This is a genomic window from Pseudomaricurvus sp. ABR4_320 (assembly GCF_056159445.1).
Map to the genome: position 1 here is coordinate 457,001 of NZ_JBSWVF010000003.1, position 19,826 is coordinate 476,826.

Annotated in this window: 10 protein-coding genes and 1 pseudogene; 10 read left to right on the forward strand and 1 reads right to left on the reverse strand. The window is 51.8% G+C overall.

What is annotated here, in order from left to right:
- Positions 1-12: 12 nt before the first annotated feature.
- Positions 13-1,509: a Ppx/GppA phosphatase family protein gene (locus ACXAFR_RS08185; protein ID WP_475175321.1), complete on the reverse strand. Its 1,497-nt coding sequence runs from the start codon at positions 1,507-1,509 to the stop codon at positions 13-15.
- Between the two features lie 443 nt (positions 1,510-1,952).
- Between ACXAFR_RS08185 and ppk1 the strand changes: the two genes are divergently transcribed.
- The 10 genes and pseudogenes from ppk1 (at position 1,953) to ACXAFR_RS08235 (ending at position 19,812) form a co-directional block, all read left to right on the forward strand.
- On the forward strand, positions 1,953-4,124 hold the full coding sequence (gene ppk1 / locus ACXAFR_RS08190) for a polyphosphate kinase 1 (protein ID WP_475175325.1): 2,172 nt from the start codon (positions 1,953-1,955) through the stop codon (positions 4,122-4,124).
- Between the two features lie 120 nt (positions 4,125-4,244).
- Positions 4,245-5,588: an AarF/UbiB family protein gene (locus ACXAFR_RS08195; RefSeq protein ID WP_475175329.1), complete on the forward strand. Its 1,344-nt coding sequence runs from the start codon at positions 4,245-4,247 to the stop codon at positions 5,586-5,588.
- Positions 5,589-5,750: 162 nt separating this feature from the next.
- On the forward strand, positions 5,751-7,022 hold the full coding sequence (locus tag ACXAFR_RS08200; RefSeq protein WP_475175331.1) for an ABC1 kinase family protein: 1,272 nt from the start codon (positions 5,751-5,753) through the stop codon (positions 7,020-7,022).
- A gap of 360 nt (positions 7,023-7,382) precedes the next feature.
- Positions 7,383-7,883 (forward strand): hypothetical protein, encoded by a 501-nt coding sequence (locus ACXAFR_RS08205; RefSeq protein WP_475175334.1) that lies wholly within the window; start codon positions 7,383-7,385, stop codon positions 7,881-7,883.
- Positions 7,884-8,571: 688 nt separating this feature from the next.
- Positions 8,572-8,844 (forward strand): annotated as a pseudogene (locus ACXAFR_RS08210) (methyl-accepting chemotaxis protein); the annotation flags it as partial.
- Between the two features lie 680 nt (positions 8,845-9,524).
- The gene (fbp, locus tag ACXAFR_RS08215; protein WP_475175337.1) at positions 9,525-10,541 is read left to right on the forward strand and encodes a class 1 fructose-bisphosphatase; all 1,017 of its coding nucleotides are present in this window, start codon (positions 9,525-9,527) and stop codon (positions 10,539-10,541) included.
- 500 nt (positions 10,542-11,041) lie between these two features.
- Positions 11,042-12,508, forward strand: a complete 1,467-nt coding sequence (locus tag ACXAFR_RS08220; protein ID WP_475175341.1) for a circularly permuted type 2 ATP-grasp protein — start codon at positions 11,042-11,044, stop codon at positions 12,506-12,508.
- Positions 12,508-13,443 (forward strand): alpha-E domain-containing protein, encoded by a 936-nt coding sequence (locus ACXAFR_RS08225; protein WP_475175343.1) that lies wholly within the window; start codon positions 12,508-12,510, stop codon positions 13,441-13,443. Before ACXAFR_RS08220 ends, ACXAFR_RS08225 begins: the two co-directional genes overlap by 1 nt.
- Before the next feature lie 159 nt (positions 13,444-13,602).
- Complete coding sequence (locus ACXAFR_RS08230; protein WP_475175344.1) at positions 13,603-17,016, forward strand: transglutaminase family protein; 3,414 nt, start codon at positions 13,603-13,605, stop codon at positions 17,014-17,016.
- A gap of 237 nt (positions 17,017-17,253) precedes the next feature.
- The gene (locus ACXAFR_RS08235) at positions 17,254-19,812 is read left to right on the forward strand and encodes a circularly permuted type 2 ATP-grasp protein (RefSeq protein WP_475175350.1); all 2,559 of its coding nucleotides are present in this window, start codon (positions 17,254-17,256) and stop codon (positions 19,810-19,812) included.
- The last annotated feature ends 14 nt before the right edge of the window (positions 19,813-19,826 follow it).

A 19,826-nucleotide genomic window follows, 5' to 3' on the forward strand; every position in this document is an offset into this window, starting at 1 on the left:
AATCGCAAGCAACTAGCGACTGACCACATCCAATTGTAGATTCTGATTAGCCTGATAGCTCTGTTCTTCGAGAAGGGATTCAAATGTCAGAGGGTGTTGGTTCAACCATTCGCCATCAAAACTCACCTGACAGATGCCCTCTCCAAAACTTATGGACAACTCTGGCGGAAGAGCATCATCAATGCGACGCCGACACAACAGACAGGAAAGCCTTAGGATCTGCACCAAACGCCAATCGGGCACAAAACCATAAGACGTGTTCATCGGACGCAACTTCCGACGATGATTCAGAACCAAAAAGCTCAACAGCTTTTGCTCCTGGCGGGAAAACCCCGGCATCTCGCTGTGCTCCAATAAATAGGCACTGTGCTTATTGTAACTAGCATGAGAGACCGACAGACCGACTTCGTGCAAACAAGCAGCCCACTGCAATGCTTTACGCGCGCGAAAATAATCAACACCAAAGTCGTCACGTACCTGTGCCAGCAAGCTCATGGCCAGCTCTTCGACCCGGTTCGCGTGCTCCACATCGACACGATACTGTTCCATCATACGATTGACAGTATCAATGCGAATATCCTTGTCCTCAAGCAAGCCAGCCAAATCTAAAACAATACCCTCGCGCAGGGCATAACTGGAAACCTGCATCTGCTCAATGCCGAGCTCAATAAACGCACCATGCAAAACGGCAAGCCCACCAATGATGACTGGACGCCGATCATCGCTTAAACCAGGCAGATCAATTTTATCGACATGGGGAAATTGAACGATCTTCGACGCCAGGGTTTCAAGACCCGCAAGCGAAATCGTATGCTCGGGGCTGATGCCCATAGCTTCAAGCATCGAGAGAATGGCACGGATACTACCCGAAGTGCCGACGGCCTCGGACCAATGACCGACATGAAAATCTTCGGCAACCGTTTGTACTTCATCTCTCGCCGACAGCAGAGCCTTGCGGTAATTCTTGGCGCTGACAACACCGTTTTCGAAAAATCGCTTCGTATAGCTCACACACCCCATATAGAGGCTTTCCAGCAGGCGCGGCTTTAAATTACCGATGATCAGCTCGGTGGAACCTCCGCCGATATCAACCACCAACCGTTGATGATCGGTTGGCGCCAAATCGTGAACCACACCCCGGTAGATCAGTCGCGCCTCTTCGATCCCGCTAATGATGTTAATCGGATTGCCGAGTATCTGCTCAGCTTCGTGCAGAAAGTTATCGGTTCGAGAAGCCGCCCGAAGGGTGTTGGTCCCCACGATGTGGACATGGGCATTGGGAGTCGAGCGCAATCGCTCTGCGAATCTTTCGAGGCTTCGCAATGCACGATTCGCCGCGTCTTCCGACAAGGTGCCATCGTCATTAAGCCCTGATGCCAACCGAACCATTTCTTTGTGGCGGTCGATAACTTCTAATTTGCCGTCCTGACAACGAGCAACCAAAAGGTGAAAGCTGTTCGAGCCGAGATCGAGTGCCGCGAACACCGGCGAGGGCTGTTGATCAGTCAAAACCGTTTCTCTTCTGTGGGATAACCGGCTATCGGATAGAAAAGTCCGCCTTCCGTTATGCTGCGTCTATCAGAGACTCCCTGATAATCCAGAGGCTTTCAACAAACCCGCTGTTCGACGCAACGAAAACCGTCGGCTAGTGTATCAATAGTGGCTGGCATTGGGTATATTCAGTGCCATGAATTCTCGGTTTCTCCAGGCTGAGGGGCCATTCGCCAACACCGCGAACGGGCGCCGTCGGCCACCTTCCCAGATCCTTCTTTCGAGGTGAAACCATTCAATCTGATACATAACGGCAGCGCCCTTTCAGCGACGCTGCTGGTCGATGCCATTGACACAATTAGGCAGCAACTTCTGCGCGACAACGGCGCAGAAGGAAAACCGTAACTTTAGAACGCTATGCTACCCGGCGTTTTTTCATAAATCTGTCACAACTGTACGTAATGAGTAAGAAAAATACCCCTTTGATCGCTAAAGAACTCAGCTGGCTTTCCTTTAACGAGCGCGTTTTACAAGAGGCCGGTAACCCCCAGGTTCCCCCAATTCAACGACTGAGATACCTGGGCATCTTTTCCAACAATCTCGATGAGTTCTACCGAGTACGCGTTGCCGACGTAAGCCGTCTGGCGGCGTTTTCCTCTTCGCCGGCAGAAAAAGAAGCCTATAATGACCTGCTGCAAGAGATTCAGGAGATCTCCCGCGATTTACAAATCCAGTTTGATGAGATTCATTTACAGATACTGGAAGCACTGCGTAAACGCAAAATCTATCTGATTACAGACCGCCAGTTCGACGAGAAACAGCTGCGCGTCGCCAACGAGATCTTCAACCGCCATATTTTGCCGGAGCTGGATCCCGTTCTGCTCGATTCCGCGAAGAACTTCCCTGCCGTCGCCGACGGAAAGATCTACCTAGCGATCAAAATGGTCGACCTGGACGACGCCGTGCGCTATGGGCTGGTTGAAATTCCATCCAGTCGTCTGGATCGTTTTGTCGAGATCCCGCAACTCAAAGGCAAGACCGGCCGTGTTTTCACCGTGCTTGAAGACATCATCATTGCCAACATACCCTTGGTTTTTCGCGGCGTCATTCCCATCAAAGCGGCGGAAGGCTACGTTTTTAAACTGACTCGAGACGCCGAACTGGAACTGGGTGAGGGCATTAATCAAAGTTTGATTGATAAAGTGGCTCACTCCATTAAAAAGCGCCAATCTGGCGAGCCAGAGCGCTTTCTCTACGACAGCGAAATGCCGCAGGATTTGCTCGATCTTTTAATCAAACGGTTGAAGCTCACCAAATACGACAGTTTAATGCCTGGAGGGCGCTATCATAACGCCAAGGATTTTATGTCCTTCCCCAGTATCGGCCCGGCTTATCTTGAGAACAAACCCCTAGCAAAATTACCGCAGCCATTTTCCTCCGCGCACCAAAACCTGTTTGAAGTCATCCAGGAGAGGGACATACTGCTCTACTATCCCTATCACTCCTTCTCGACCGTTATAGATCTTCTGAAAACAGCCGCGATTGATCCCGCGGTCACCGAGATAAAAATCTGCCTCTATCGCGCGGCCAAAAACTCTCGTGTTGTTGACGCCCTGCTGTCAGCACGACGCAACAACAAAGCCGTCACGGTCGTCGTAGAGCTTCAAGCCCGCTTTGACGAAGCAGCCAATATTGGCTGGGCAAATCAGTTAACCGACGGCGGCGTCAACGTCATTTTCGGTGTACCTGGCCTGAAAGTGCACGCGAAACTGATCCATATCAGCCGTATGGAGAAAGGACGCCTGCGATACTACAGCCATGTGGGCACAGGAAACTTCAACGAGAAAACCGCAGAGATCTACACGGATTTCAGCTTGCTGACTTATGACCAGGAAATCGGTGAAGACGTCTACAAAGTCTTTGATTTTATTTCCTACACGTATCGCCGCCACAGCTACAACCATCTGTTGGTCAGCCCACTGACAAATCGGCCTGGGCTCACGCGCTTGATTCGTAATGAAATCCATAATGCCAATCGCGGTCTGCCCGCAGAGATCTTTATCAAGTGTAATAATCTGGTCGATCAAAAAATTGTGCAGGCGCTCTACGACGCCTCCAGTGCCGGCGTCAGAGTTAGAATTATCTGCCGGGGCATGATGTCGCTAATCCCAGGCGTTAAAGGTCGCTCGGAAAATATCGAAGCGATCAGCATTATCGACCGTTTTCTGGAACACCCAAGGGTCTACGCATTTCATAACGCTGGCGAACCTCGCTATTACCTCTCATCCGCAGATCTGATGACCCGAAACCTGGACTATCGCGTCGAAGTATCCGTGCCGATTTTAGATCCGGATCATCAGCGTATGATTCGTGACATCCTGGAGATTCAATGGTGTGACAACATCAAAGCGAGACAGCTGGACAAAGCTCAAAGCAATGCGCTGCGTCCGATGAAAATCAACGCCAAGATACGCTCCCAGGAAATGATTCATCGCTACCTAAAAGAAGGGAAACTCGCGCCATCGATTCGTCAGGCTAAAAATCGACTAACAAAAGGCCTGCTAAAAGCTGCCGAGGCCCGCGAAAAAGAGATCTCGCGGCAAACGGAAAAACACATTCCGAAAGAAGGTTAGTTTTTCACTCAACCAAAATGTGAAGTCATCTTTTAAGCCCCGGCTGCGTATCTACTGCAAAGCAGTTGGGGCGTTGTACGCAAGCGCGTATGATGCCCCTCAACGAGGCAGAGACATAGAATGGCACGATTTTCCAAAACCATGAAACGCAATCCATTTCTTCGCAGCCTGAACATTTCAATTGCCGGTGCTCGCACTGGCAGTGCATTGATGGCAGATAAGGTCATCAATACGTTTGTCCCCGGTCGCGACAGCAACCCTCTACTGGCCCGAGAAGCGCGAAAGTTCGTCGCCGAGCTGGGCAACCTAAAAGGCACTTATGTCAAAGCGGGACAAATGCTGGCCCTGGTCGGCGAGTTTGTCTTTCCTCAAGAACTGACAGAAGCCTTACACAGTTTGGAGTCCGCCACCGAGCCGATGGGTTGGCCGGAAGTCGATTCAATTCTTCACGAACGACTGGGCGCTCACTATCACGAGCTGGATATTGACCCACTCCCAATCGGCGTTGCTTCTCTCGCCCAAGTACATCGGGCGCGAATTATTGCTACCGGTGACGAGATCTGCCTGAAAATCCTCTATCCTGGCGTGAAGGAGACGATAGAAAGTGATTTCCGTGCCGTCGTTCGCATGCTCAAGTTAACCAGCTGGATCAAGCTTTCCCGTGGTTTCGACGATTGGTTACAGCAACTACGTGAACAGCTTTTGCTGGAAGTGGACTACCACCGGGAAATCACCATGACGCAAAAAGCTGCCAGCCTGCTTGGTAGCGATACTCGATATGTCATCCCACAGGTCTATCCAACGCTTTGTAGCGACGAATTAATTGCAATGACGTTTCTGGATGGCGAACCGGTCACCAGTGGACAAGTCGCTGAACTCTCATTGGAAAGGCGCAACCAAATCGCCGCCAATATGCTGGAGTTACTGTTTAAAGAAATCTATGAATGGCGGCTGTTTCAAGCGGACCCCAATTTCGGGAATTATCGCATTGCCATCAATGAGGACGGCAACGACCAGCTCGTCCTGCTCGACTTTGGTTCGGTACTCGACGCTGGTGATGCATTTTTCGATGCTCTGGGCGAAACCATTTTTGCCGCTCAAGCCTGTGATCACGAGGCCGTCGCAGCCGGGCTTCAAAAACTGGGATGCCTTCAGGAAGACGCCTCGGAGAAAGCGCAGCAGACCTTTGTGAATTTCTGTATTGAAATCATGGAACCTATGCGACCTGAGTCCGAGCTTCCAGAAGCCCATCTCAATGCTGACGGGCAATATTGCTGGAGCCAATCCAAGCTCATGAAGCGAGCCTCCAAAATTGCGGGGAAGTCGGTTGCCAGTCGAAGCTTCAGTCTGCCGTCGCAAAATTTCGCCTTGGTTACTCGCAAGTTGATCGGCGTTTTTACGTTTATCTCCGTTCTCCAAGCGGAGTTTAACGGCGCACCACTACTCGACAAGTATCGCGCTTAAATTACTTGTCTCGCCCCCATAAAATACTTATATGCGCCAAGAAATTATCATTGGCGCCAAAGTACTCTCGTACGGGCACACAAAGAATAAGAATACAGACAACGACCAACCGCTTCTGGCACAATCAGAAGAATTTTCTCAAGGCCTTTGAGATTGACCAGCATGCAGGAACTTTTGTCCGGCCCCTGGCTGCGAGCGCGGCGGGCTTTACAAACCAATTTTGTTCTTCAGAAAAACGCTCTTAAGTGGGCGCTCGGCAAGCGATCTCCGGCGCCGGTTTTAATGCGAGAAATTTTTGAAGATCTCGGCACCACCTACGTCAAGCTGGGGCAACTTATCGCCAGCATGCCGTCGATTTTTCCGGATGAATACGTAAAAGCTTTTCAGGGATGTCTCGATCAAACCAATCCTCTGCCGTGGTCGACTATCGAACGAGTCATACGTAAAGAGCTGAAAGATCCAGCCGAGCATTTTAGTTTTATAGATCCAGAGCCTTTAGCGTCAGCATCAATAGCCCAGGTACATGCGGCCGAACTCGTTACCGGAGAAGACGTCGTTATAAAAGTTCAGCGCCCCAACGCACGCAGCATCCTCAAAGCTGACCTCTCTACCGTACACTTGGCGACTCGCGCCATGGAATTGATCGCCCCACGATTAAAACATTTGTCTTTAGCGGACATGGTTGGCGAAATACGCTCCAGCATGATGGAGGAATGCGACTTTGAAAAAGAGGCGGAAAACATAGAAATATACCGCGATTTTTTAGGTCAGATTGGCTCCAGCCGAGTAAAGGTTCCGAAGGTCTATCCTGAAGCATCCACCTCAAAAATTCTGACCATGGAAAGGTTTTACGGCGTTCCTCTGACCGACATCGAACAGGTAAGACGTTTCCACACTGAGCCCGAGCAAGCCCTGATCGACGCGCTCAACGTCTGGTTTGCCAGTGTCAGCCAATGCCGTATCTATCACGCGGACCTGCATTCCGGCAACGTGATGATGCTCGATTCAGGGCAGATTGGCTTTATCGACTTTGGTATTGTCGGGCGCATTGGCGAAGAGGTCTGGCAAGCGCTGATGACACTGGGGACTTCACTGCCCGCCTGTGACTTTGAAGCCACCGCTGACGCTATGATTCAATTGGGAGCCACAGGTAAAAAGGTGGACAGGGCCGCGTTCGCCAAAGATATAGAAACCTTTTATAACCAGTGCCTGAAACAGACGCCCGTGCAATCAGGTGTCATCGATGACACCCTCGAAGACATGATTTTACAGATGAGCTCCCTTGCGAAACGTTACGGCATTCGCTTTCCCAGGTCATTTACTTTGTTGATCAAGCAATTTCTCTACTTTGACCGCTATACCCAGGCGCTCGCTCCGGATCTCCACATCCTGGACGATGATCGCATCCTCATTCAGCCTGATCAAAACCATTAAAGAAAAACAATCTCCTGCATTTTTCCGGGCGGTCGTTAGCTCACGAATCATTTTTTAGTTCCAAGGCAACTATTGACGCCATAGTTTTCTTTTGGGATTCACTGAGCTATAGCTATCTATACCATTGCCGATAAATACTCTATTGATCACTGAATGTGATTCGCAGGCCTGTCATTGGCAGACTATACTTTGCTGAGCAGGCTCTGTTTTAAATGAAGTCGATAAGCCACTGTTTTAGAAAGCTTTTGAGAATGATAACGCCTCTCGCCGTCTGGCCTCCAGCCGGTGGCGGGAAGCCATTTTGCGAGCAAATATGCTGAGTCATACCCAGATTAGCCTCCAATTCGGGAGGATTTTTAGATGCTGACAGGCAGAGCAGACTCCGATTTTATGTATGCCAAGTTCGACATGCATATGAAACCGGTTTATCTCAACGGGCTGTTCAGGGAGTTTCTTGAAACACCGGAACGCTATCAAGAGATAGAAAACGGCATCGACTCCACATTGAGTTACACACTGACTCCCCGCAGCTTGCGGGAAGACTTTCTTGAAAAAGCCAAACAGCGCGGTTATGCGGTCGTCATTTCTCATTTGGTGTGCGCAGGTGGTCGCTCCCACTGGACCCTGATGGACTTTACCAAGCGCTACAGCGCTGATCCCAACGGCGGTCAGCTTGGCTATGAAATGGTGTGTTACACCACTTCTCAAGCCGCAATTGATTTTTTCTCCCCGCATTACGACAAAATGCGCGAAATGGAAAAGGATCAGGGACTGGAAGGCGCAAAGGCCTATTTTGACGCACTTATCGAAGATTCCTCAAAGACCTATGAAGAATTGGTTCACACGCTCCACAACGCTTAGCTATCCCTGGAATATCGGTCTGACCGTTGTGGGTCTTACCTACATCCAGTACCGCATGCCTGGGGATCTGGTCAGCATTACCGGTGCGGGAATCCTAATTGGACTCATGGTTCGCGACCATTTAATCAACCAACGCAAAAGCAGCGATGGCTGGAAAATTGCCGAAGTCATTTCCAATATTCAGCGCGGCGACTTCGACAGCCGACTGCCCAACGAGTTTGGCAGCGGTTCACAACAAGTCATGGCAGAAGATCTCAACAAAACTCTCGACAAGCTTGAAATCACCTTCAAAGAGATCAACAAGGTCTTTGCAGCAGCGCTCCACGGTGAACACCACAGAAAACCTTTACCAAAGCAATTCGGCGGCCTCTTCCAGCGACTCTTGGACCGGGTGGCAGACACCTCACAGCGCGTTGTCGAAAACGTGTTGCGCACCGAGCGGGACAAAGTAGACGCGCAAATTTCCGACCTCAGAACCCAGCGTTTATTGACATTATTGCGAGCCAACCAGAAAGATCTGAGCTTTGTCACCGACGAATTGGAACGCGTCGAAACTGACACTCAGTCCGTTGTTACCACAGCAGCTTCCGGCCGCCAGACTGCCAGCGAACTGTTATCCCAACTGGAAAATCTGGAAACCACGCTGGCGAATATGGACAGCTGTTCAAAAGTTCTGGATGAACAGAGCAGCTCCATTGGCACCATGGTTAACATGATTGGTAAAATTGCCGACCAAACGAATTTGCTCGCGTTAAATGCGGCCATCGAAGCGGCCCGCGCCGGAGAGCAGGGACGCGGCTTTGCAGTGGTTGCCGACGAAGTTCGATCCCTGGCCGAAGACACCAAAAACGCAACGCTGAAAATTGGTCAGGCAATGGCGCAAATTTCCCAGTCGGCATCGTCGGTGGTCGAAGGTACAACCATGATGAATGACGCGGCACAGAATTTTTCCAGCTCTTCACGAGAGTTTGCAGCCAATTTTGAAAATTTCGCGGATACCTCGGGCAAGATTTATGAGCGGGTTAGCTATGCCAAGATGTTGAACCGCTTTAACCTCGTCAAGCAGGATCTGATAATCTATCTGCAAAACGGCTATCGACTGATTGAGGCTGGTACTGATTGTGCCGAAGCTCGCATTTTGAGAATGTCAGCCGATGAATACGATCTTGGTCAATGGCTGAACAATGAGGGGCGCTCCAATTACGGGCACCTGCCCTCCTTCAGTAAAATGCTTGCGCCCTACTATGAGATCCACGACCACTTCCTGGACCTTATCGAGCTGTTTAGCGACCCGGAATGGAATCATAAACAACACAATTTCCAGATCATTCTTGAGCGCTTCCGACTCGTGGAAACCCTAAGTGAAGACTTTGTTTCCCAGGTTGACGCCTTGATCGACGAAAAACAGCGGTTCGAAGGGGCATTCAGCAACAATACCGGCGACGAGCAGGAAGTCGAACTCTTCTGATTTACGCCCGCAGTGATGCTCCAGCGATCTATTCCCTAATGCCGACCAATAACTTTTTCTGCTTTTCCACATATTTGTCAGCGAACTTTAGTCGGATACGGAAGTCGAGTTGACAAACCCATGGCAATGGAGACACTGTTTCCGTAATCGATTGATAAGGACCCCCCTTTATTATGGAAACGACAAAAACCCTCGGTGAATTCATCATCGAATGCCAATCCGAATATCCCGAGGCAACCGGTGCTCTCACCTATCTGTTCTCCTCTCTGCGTCTGGCGGCAAAAGTCGTCCACCGGGAGATCAATAAGGCCGGCCTGGTTGATATTACCGGTGCCGTTGGCTCCGAGAACGTCCAGGGCGAACAACAGCAAAAGCTGGACGTCTACGCCAATGAGCGCTTCAAGGCCGCCCTCGCCGCCCGTGGCGTCGCCTGTGGTATTGCTTCAGAAGAAGAAGACAACTACGTCACTTTTGATGAAGATCTGAATAACGACGCAGAATATGTCGTGCTGATGGACCCTCTCGATGGCTCGTCGAACATTGATGTCAACGTCTCTGTAGGTACCATATTTTCCATCTACAAGCGTATTTCACCGATTGGCTCAAAAGCCGTACAGGAGGATTTTCTACAGCCGGGAACAGCACAGGTGGCGGCAGGCTATATTGTTTATGGCTCCTCAACCATGATGGTCTACACCACCGGCAACGGCGTGAACGGCTTTACCTATGACCCCAGCCTGGGGGTTTTCTACCTGTCTCACCCAGATATGCGCATCCCAGAGGATGGCAAAATCTACTCTATCAACGAGGGCAACTACATTCACTTCCCAACCGGCGTGAAAAAGTACCTTAAATATTGCCAGGAAGAAGACAAGGAAACTAACCGCCCCTACACCTCCCGTTACATTGGTTCACTGGTATCAGATTTCCACCGCAATCTGATCAAAGGCGGAATTTACCTCTACCCCACTTCCAGCAGTTACCCAAGTGGCAAACTGCGCCTCTTGTATGAATGCAACCCGATTGCGTTTCTTGCGGAACAGGCAGGTGGCAGAGCGATTGCCGCACCAGGCCAGAGAATTTTGGATGCCAAGCCAACAGAATTGCATCAGCGTATTCCGCTTTTCGTTGGATCCACCAATATGGTCAATACTCTGGAAGAGTTTTTGGCAGCTAACCCTGATCAGTAATTTCAACCCGCCGATCAGAAAACGGCAGCGGCGCATAATAGCGCCGCCTCCCAGCGCTTTCTTTCCCACCCAGTTTTTCTACCAATCCTCCCCACAACCGCTCGGCATTTAAACAAGTCTGCTGACGTTTCGCCCCAAGCGAGCGGCAACGTAGATTTTTTCTCACCGATTCACCGACTTTGCGGCCGCTCCCTCTTGTTTTACCGCCGCAGGGATGCGTTATACTTCGCCCAGTTTACTGGCAGTCCTGGCGTCTGATTTTCCGGAACTTGGTACAGTTAATGCTCCAGCTTTAATTCTCTATCATCTGGAGTTGTAGCGTACACCGTATTAGACACTGACAACGTATTAAAAAACTAACCTCCAGGACGCGACAACGGGATGAACTCATGGCTAGGATATGGCTGACTTTGCGCACTCCCCCCGCGTCGACTGGTGACGCTTCTCCTACTCCTGCATTGAAGCAGAGATGATCCTTAGTATTGAATCGGGAATATTCTATGGCCACAGCATGGGACGACTACGACCCTGGAAATTTTTACGACGAACTGATTAGCAGCCCTGGCAACGCCAGGAAGCCAGCGCGCAAACTCTTCTCTTATCTTCAATCCCTTACCGAGGAAGAGATCGCCTCTCGCAAGCTTGCTGCCGAAGTTGCCATCAAGGATATGGGCATCAGTTTTACGGTGTATACCGACGAAGGCAACATTGACCGCGCCTGGCCATTCGACATTATTCCGCGGATTATCACTAAGAAGCAGTGGGAAAAAACGGAAGCTGGGCTTAAGCAGCGGCTGCAGGCCCTGAACATGTTCATTGATGATCTTTACAACGATCAACGCATCATCAAAGACGGCGTCATTCCGGAATACGTTCTCAAGCAGTCGGTCAATTACCGCAAAGAGTGCGAAGGTATATCGCCCCCCTATGGTGTTTGGGCCCACATATGCGGCACCGATTTGGTGCGCGACAACGATGGTGAGTTTTACGTCCTGGAGGATAATTTACGCGTCCCTTCTGGCGTCTCGTACATGCTGGAAAATCGGTCAGTGATGAAGCGAGTCCTGCCCGAGGTCTTCTCCAAAGTCGATATTGCCCCCATTGGCGACTATCCATCCAAGTTGTTTGAAACCCTGGCAAGCCTGTCGCCACGCCGCATGAAAAAGCCGGTCATCGCCGTGTTAACACCGGGAATTTTTAACTCCGCATACTTTGAACATGCATTTCTCGCCCAGAAAATGGGCGCACAACTGGTGGAAGGTAGTGATCTCGTTGTACAGGACGACGACTGCGTCTATATGAAGACCGTTTCTGGCTTACAGCGCGTCGACGTTATCTACCGTCGTATCGATGATATGTTTATTGACCCGGAAGCCTTTCGAAAAGACTCTGTACTCGGCGTCGCAGGACTAATGCGCGCCTGGAAAGGAGGCAACGTCGCCCTCGCCAATGCACCGGGGGCAGGCGTCGCTGACGACAAAGTCGTCTATGCCTATGTGCCGGAAGTCATTAAATATTATCTTGGCGAGGATCCGTTAATTTCCAATGTCGAAACCTATCTCTGTTACGACAAAAAACAGCGCGACTATGTGCTCGCCAACCTCGACAAGCTGGTTGTCAAACCCGCCAACGAATCCGGCGGCTACGGGATGTTGATTGGCCCCCACTCGACGAAAAAAGAACGCGATCAGTTCGCCGAACTGATCAAAGCCAAGCCGCGCAATTACATCGCGCAGCCCACCTTGTCGCTTTCCACCGCGCCAACCTTTGTTGGCAGAGACAATCACCCCGAGCCCAGACACCTCGATCTGCGTCCCTTTATTCTTCAAGGCAAAAGCAGTTATGTCACCATGGGCGGACTCACCCGAGTAGCAATGAAGAAAGGGTCTCTGGTGGTCAACTCCTCCCAGGGAGGAGGCAGTAAAGACACTTGGATTGTCGATGATTCAACAACGGAGGCCAACTAATGTTATCTCGCGTTGCCGAACGAGTTTATTGGGCTGCCCGCTACCTGGAGCGCATCAGCCGTACTGCCCGACTGATCAGTATTTACGAGTCGGTTTTCTACGATCTGCCAAAAAATGTCGAATTAAGCTGGTATAGCCTGATCGAAATTAACGATTTGGAAAACGCGTTTAATGAGCGTTATACCAACCGCACCGAACGCAATATCGTCAAATTTCTGCTCGGTGACACCAGCAATGCGTCTTCGTTAATCATGTCGCTAAAGGCCGTGCGTGAGAACGTTCGCACCACCCGCAATGTGGTTCCGGAAGAAGCCTGGGAACTCATCTGTGAGTTGTCCAGTTATGCTCAGGATCACATTGAATCCAGCTATAACCGCAAGGGCCGTCACGAGTTTCTGGAAAATATTATCAAAGGCTGTCTGCAGATTAACGGCTTACTGTTCAGCGCCATGCCCCACGATGCCGCCTGGGAGTTTCTCCATATCGGCCGCAACTTGGAGCGTGCTGACATGACGTCGCGCTACCTCGAAGCAGGGCTCGCCGCGACACTGGAACTGGAAGATGATGAATTCGCCATCAATGCCCAGCAGATCATTTGGGGCAGTGTCCTGCGTTCTCTGTCCGGGACACAATATTATCTGCAAGCCATGAAGACGCCGGTGAAAGGTCCCGCGGTTGTGGAGTACCTCCTCAGCGATACCTATTTTCCGATGTCGATCACTCGCTGTATCCATTCCATCATATATTCCTGCGAGAATCTTCCTCGAGCCGAAGCTGCCGTCAAAAAGATGAAGGCCATTGAAAAGAAAGTCGCCATCGAATTGGACTACGACAGCATGGGACCGCCGCTGCTGGAATATTTGAATGAATTGCAAATACAACTGTCCAGTATGCACGCGATCTTCGCGGACACCTGGTTTAATTTAGAGCCGTAAACGCGCCGCAACACGATAAGACCTGCAGGCCCGGGTCATCATTGGCAGCCCGGTCGATCGTCCCCCCAAATGGCAGACGCACAACGCGCTTGCCGAGCCCGGGACTCGGCCCGCTTGTGGCTGTAGCCAACACTTTATTTATGGGGAAATCACCGAATTATGACCATACGAGTAGCCCTAAACCACAATACCTACTATAAATTTGATCGCCCGGTCACCCTGTCTCCGCATACCATCCGGTTACGGCCGGCACCACATAGCCGCACCAAAATTCATGCCTACAGTCTTAAGATTGAACCGGCCAATCACTTTATCAACTGGCAGCAGGATGCCTTTGGAAACTTCCTTGCCAGCGTGGTTTTTCCTGAATTGACGGAGAAGCTGTCGATCGAGGTTGAAGTTCAAGCGGACATGACCGTCATCAACCCTTTCGACTTTTTCCTCGAAGAGTATGCTGAGCATTATCCTTTCAAATATCCGGCACAGCTGAAAAAAGAACTGGGTCCCTATCTGGAACTCAGTGACGAAGGGCCGCTCTTTAAAAAGCTCGTGGACTCCATCTCTCTGGAGAAACGCCGCACGATCGATTTCCTGGTGGAAATCAATATGCAGCTGGAACAGATGATCGAGTACACCATTCGTATGGAACCAGGGGTACAAGCGCCGGAAGAAACCTTGGAAAAAGCCATCGGCTCCTGTCGCGATTCGGCCTGGCTGATGGTTCAGGTTCTGCGTCAAATGGGATTGGCCGCTCGCTTTGCATCTGGCTACCTCGTACAGCTGAAACCCGATGAAAAACCTCTCGACGGCCCTGCCGGGGCGCCAGAAGATTTCACCGATCTGCACGCTTGGTGTGAAGTCTTCCTACCGGGCGCCGGCTGGGTTGGACTCGATCCAACATCTGGACTCTTTGCCAGCGAAGGGCATATTCCCCTCGCCTGCACCCCCGATCCCGTATCCGCATCTCCGATTCAGGGCTTCACCGACAAATGCGAAGTGGAGTTCGACTTCGTCAACGACGTAACACGTATTCTTGAAGATCCTCGAGTTACAAAACCCTACAGCGACGACCAGTGGATCGATATCGTCGCCTTGGGGGACAGTGTCGACAAAGAGTTCGAAACCAACGACGTACGCCTGACCATGGGTGGCGAACCCACATTTGTTTCCGTCGACGATATGGAATCCGCCCAGTGGAACACTGCGGCTCTCGGCACCGACAAATTGCGGCTCGCCAAAACTCTTCTGTTAAAGTTGCGCGATCATTTCGCCCCACAAGGCCTGCTGCATTACGGTCAGGGTAAATGGTATCCGGGAGAAGAGATTCCTCGCTGGGCGCTAGGCGTATTCTGGCGCAAGGACGACGAACCTCTGTGGCTAAATCCCAAACTGCTGGCCCGTGTAGATCAAGATTACGGGCACACGGCAGACAACGCTGCGGCCTTTGCAAAACGCGTGGCATCAACACTGGGGTTACCCGACAAATTCGCTCAACCCGTCTATGAAGATGCTCTGCACTATCTGCTCCAGGAGCAGAAAATTCCAGTCAATATCGACATCCAGATTGCTGAGGCGTCTGATGACCTTGAAAGAGCACGTCTGGCAAAAGTATTGGCTCAGGGACTCAATACACCATCGGGCTTTATTATTCCTCTGGAATGGGATTCCTGGTCTGGCGTTTGGAATACCTGTACCTGGGAGACTCGCCGCGATCGTTTGACACTTATTCCTGGCGACTCCCCTCTCGGCCTGCGCCTACCGCTGAACGATTTACCCTGGTCTGCAGAAACCGAAATATTTGTCGAAAGAGATCCGTTTGAACCACGCGAACCCCTACAAAAACGCACCGACATGCACTTTCCGATGTCCGGCTATTCGGTGGTGCAGTATTTCGATCAGGGACAACCCACTGCCCCCCAGACTCCGCTCGATCCAAAGAAAAAGTCTCGCGAGCAAAAAAGCGGTGTAACGGAGAAGCTGCAGCGGCCGGTCATTCGCACCTGCCTGTGTATCGAGCCAAGAGACGGCAAATTGCATATCTTTATGCCGCCTGTTTATAGCTTGGAAAATTACATAGAACTGATCGCTGCCATCGAAGAAACTGCCAGCGCCCTCAATTTACCTGTCATCATTGAAGGCTACGAGCCGCCTCGCGACGCTCGCATGCAGAAGCTCCTGGTCACCCCGGATCCGGGTGTGATTGAAGTGAACATTCATCCGTCCAATAACTGGCGTGATTTGATTTCCAACACTCAAGAACTCTATGCCGCAGCGCGGGAGAGCCGACTGGGCACGGAGAAATTCATGCTCGATGGCCGTCACACAGGTACCGGAGGCGGCAACCACATCACCCTCGGCGGCAACACTCCGGGCGACAGCCCACTGCTGCGCCGGCCGGATTTACTGCGTAGCTTGGTCACCTATTGGCAACATCACCCCAGTCTCTCCTACGTCTTTTCAGGGGCTTTCGTCGGACCGACCAGTCAGGCACCGCGCCCGGACGAAGGCCGAGATGAAATGCTCTATGAAATGGAAACCGCATTCCAACAGATGCCCGATGGTCTGGCGGAATACCCCTGGCTGATCGATCGTCTCATGCGCAATCTGCTGATCGATATCACCGGCAACACCCACCGCGCCGAACTCTGTATCGACAAACTCTACTCGCCAGGGAGCCCATCCGGACGTTTGGGCATCCTCGAATTTCGCGGTTTCGAAATGCCTCCCCACAGCCGTATGTCTCTGGTACAGGCTCTTTTGATCAGAACACTGGTGGCACGCTTCTGGAAGGAGCCTTACAAGAAACCGCTGGTACGCTGGGGCACGGAGTTGCACGACAAATTCATGCTCCCCCACTACCTCTGGCGCGATATGGAAGAGGTGGTTGCCGACTTGAACGCCTTTGGCTATCCCTTCAAAGCGGAATGGCTGCTGCCGTTTGAAGAATTCCGCTTCCCTCACTATGGTCGCACCAAGATTGACGACATCGAAATCGAGCTGCGCTGGGCCGTTGAGCCTTGGCATGTTCTCGGTGAAGAGTCCAATAGCTTTGGCACCGCTCGATATGTGGACTCGTCTGTTGAGCGCTTACAGGTGAAGGTTTCTGATATGGTGGGCAGTCGCTATGTTTTAGCCTGTAACGGCCGTCGGGTTCCGCTCTCCAATACCGGGCGCAAAGGTGAGTATGTCGCTGGCGTTCGCTACAAAGCCTGGGCCCCACCATCCGGACTCCATCCGACCGTCGGCGTCCACACACCTCTGGTCTTTGATCTGATCGACACCTGGAACGGTCGCTCTATTGGCGGCTGTACTTACCATGTTTCCCATCCTGGAGGCCGCAGCTACGACGCCTTTCCGGTGAATGCCTTTGAAGCAGAATCGCGACGGGTGAATCGCTACGATAATACCAGTCACACTCAAGGGCCCTTCACGCCAAGGCCGGAAGTGGACGCGCTGCGTGAATTTTACCCGGCAAGCCATCCTCCGCGGCCTATGGCGCCACCGGCAGAGGAATCTCCAGACGAATATCCCCACACACTGGATTTACGTAGGAAGCCGGGTTTCTTTGGCTAAACTTATCTGAGAGGGGATTAAACTCAGCCCTCGATGCCGGTACTGTAACTCATTGGCATCGAGGGAAATCGGCATAGCACTCTGTGCGCCTTTTTGGCGTACCAGCAGATAAACGAGTTGAAGAGTCTGCTTAAGATGACATAATGTCGCCCCCCTCTGTGGCGACCGTACAAAAACTAGACGGGTCGCCCTGGACAAAACGCCAGCATTTCCCAAAGTTTCGTCAAGGTGCCCACTGTGTTTCAATCTGTTGAAAAAGAGATGACCGCACTACCGGAATTGGTCTACAGCCACACCACCGGGCTAAACGACGAGGTTTTCGACGCCCGAGGCCAGATCAAACCCCATTGGGCCAAGCTTCTGCACAGTCTCAATGCTCTCGGTCCCGTCGCATTTCGCGATCGTATGAACAAAGCCCAGCGTATCCTTCGCGATGACGGGGCCACCTACAACATCTATAGCGATATCAAAAACCCGTCCCACACCTGGGCGCTGGATTTGGTTCCCGCCTTGATCAGTAGCGAAGAGTGGGGACAGATCGAAGCCGGTCTGCTGGAGCGGGCAGAACTTTTTAATCTACTGTTGAAAGATATCTACGGCGCTCGCGATCTGATTCGCCTGGGCGTTATTCCGCCGGAAGCGCTTTACTGCCATCAGGGCTTCTTGCGCGCCTGCCAGGGCATTCATATGCCAGGCAAACACGAACTGATTATCCACGCGGTCGATTTAATGCGTGGCGAAGATGGCACCATGTGTGTGCTCACCGACCGAACCCAGGCTCCGAGCGGCGCCGGTTACGCGTTGGAAAACCGCACCGTCATGTCGCGGGTGTTACCAAGCCTCTATCGCGACAGCCAGGTGCATCGACTGGCGGGCTTTTTTCAACAGCTGCGCGCCAAACTGAATTCCCTGTCGCCCAATCACGACCAACCGAGGGTCGTGGTTTTGACACCCGGCGCCCACAACGAAACCTATTTCGAACACGCCTATTTTGCCAACTATCTCGGCCTGCACTTGGTTCAAAGCGGCGACTTGATGGTCCGCAATGGCTATGTGTGGATGAAATCTCTGGAAGGGCTGAGCCGGGTCGACGTGATACTCAGGCGGGTAGACGACTGGTATTGCGACCCGGTTGAGCTGCGTGCCGACTCGCAATTGGGTGTTGCCAACCTGCTGGATGTTGCCCGAGCCGGGCGAGTGGTGATCGCCAATCCACTGGGGTCGGGCATTTTGGAAAACCCAATATTTTTGAAATATCTTCCCCAGATATCGAAAGAACTGCTCGGTCGCGAACCCCGACTCACCTCAGTACCAAACTACTGGTGTGGCGACCCGGAGGATTTAGCCTACGTTCTCGACCATTTACCGGAATTAGTGGTCAAGCCAATCTTTCGCGCCGCCAGCAGCCTGAGTATTTGCGCCGCCAATGCCAGTGGCGAGACTTTGGCTGAACTACGGGCTCGAATTCAGCAGAATCCGATGCACTTTGTCGCTCAACCCGTCCTCGCGTCTGGCCGAGTGCCAACCTTTTGTGAGAATGGTTTAGAGCCCCGCCCCGCAATCCTGCGAAGCTTCGCCGTTGCCAACACCAACTCCTATACCATTATGCCAGGAGGCTTAACTCGGGTTGGTATGGAAGAATCTTCCTTCGCAATATCCAGTCAGACGGGATCGTTAAGTAAGGACACCTGGATCATCAACTCCGAACCGGTCACAACTAAGATTGCGACCGAGGTCGATGAGAGTATCAGCCCTGTTCGCGACGCAGACCTCATCAGCCTGCCTAGCCGAGTGGTTGAGAATCTTTTCTGGATGAGTCGCTACGCCGAACGTGCCGAGGCATCGCTGCGGATACTGCGTACTGTATTCATGATGTTCAATGGCGAAGAACCGATCAATCAAGCCTGTAAGCGCATTCTTCTCGAAACCGTTAGCGCCGTCACTGCCACCCAGCCCGGCTTTATTGGTGCACCGGCAGCGATAATCCGCGAGCCAGAAAAAGACTTACTGCGTCTGGTCAGAGATCCAGAATTGAGTGGCAGTGTACGCTTTAACCTCAATGCGATGCTTTACTGTGCCGACCAATCCAAGGAGCTTTTATCGTCTGATACCCTGCGGGTGATCAACGATATCCGCGACACCCTGGCTGAGCTGGACGACGATCTGTCCGGTGGCATGGGTTCCGCACCGGAAGAAGCGCTGGATCCCCTGGTCACTGCATTGATGGCGCTGTCTGGTCTCGCCCACGAAAGTATGGTGAGAGATCTTGGCTGGCGCTTTATGGATTTGGGGCGCAGGCTGGAACGAGCCGTGCAAACGATTACCATCATCAAGTGCCTGGTGGTCGTCGAAGCCCCGGAATCAGACCAGAACATTCTTCTGCAATCGCTGCTCCTCTCGGTCGAAGCCTTGATCAGCTATCGTCGCCGTTACCGGGCACGTATGGGCATTCAGCCGACTCTTGACCTCGTCATGATGGACACCACCAATCCTCGCTCCCTGCTCCACCAACTGGAACAGCTCAATGCGCACATCAACAGTCTGCCGAAGGCACCAGAGTCTCGACATGAGTTGCTGCCAGAAGAGCGAGCGGCACTGCAGGCAGAGAGCATCATCAAATTGTCACTGCTCTCAGAGTTAAGTACCCGCAGTGATGGCAAGCGATTGCTGCTGGAAAAAACTCTAGACGACGTTTCTCTCTCACTTGCGGCCATCAGTGAGCTGATCAGTGACAAATATTTTGATCACCGCGAAACCTCACAACAGCTGGTCAACAGCCTCTGGGAAAACAACTAGCCGCACACAATGAT

Excerpts from the sequence above, each read along its gene's own strand:
- ppk1 (WP_475175325.1), top strand. The coding sequence starts at position 1,953 with ATGAGTAAGAAAAATACCCCTTTGATCGCTAAAGAACTCAGCTGGCTT.
- ACXAFR_RS08195 (WP_475175329.1), top strand. The coding sequence starts at position 4,245 with ATGGCACGATTTTCCAAAACCATGAAACGCAATCCATTTCTTCGCAGC.
- ACXAFR_RS08200 (WP_475175331.1), top strand. The coding sequence starts at position 5,751 with ATGCAGGAACTTTTGTCCGGCCCCTGGCTGCGAGCGCGGCGGGCTTTA.
- ACXAFR_RS08205 (WP_475175334.1), top strand. The coding sequence starts at position 7,383 with ATGCTGACAGGCAGAGCAGACTCCGATTTTATGTATGCCAAGTTCGAC.
- fbp (WP_475175337.1), top strand. The coding sequence starts at position 9,525 with ATGGAAACGACAAAAACCCTCGGTGAATTCATCATCGAATGCCAATCC.
- ACXAFR_RS08220 (WP_475175341.1), top strand. The coding sequence starts at position 11,042 with ATGGCCACAGCATGGGACGACTACGACCCTGGAAATTTTTACGACGAA.
- ACXAFR_RS08225 (WP_475175343.1), top strand. The coding sequence starts at position 12,508 with ATGTTATCTCGCGTTGCCGAACGAGTTTATTGGGCTGCCCGCTACCTG.
- ACXAFR_RS08230 (WP_475175344.1), top strand. The coding sequence starts at position 13,603 with ATGACCATACGAGTAGCCCTAAACCACAATACCTACTATAAATTTGAT.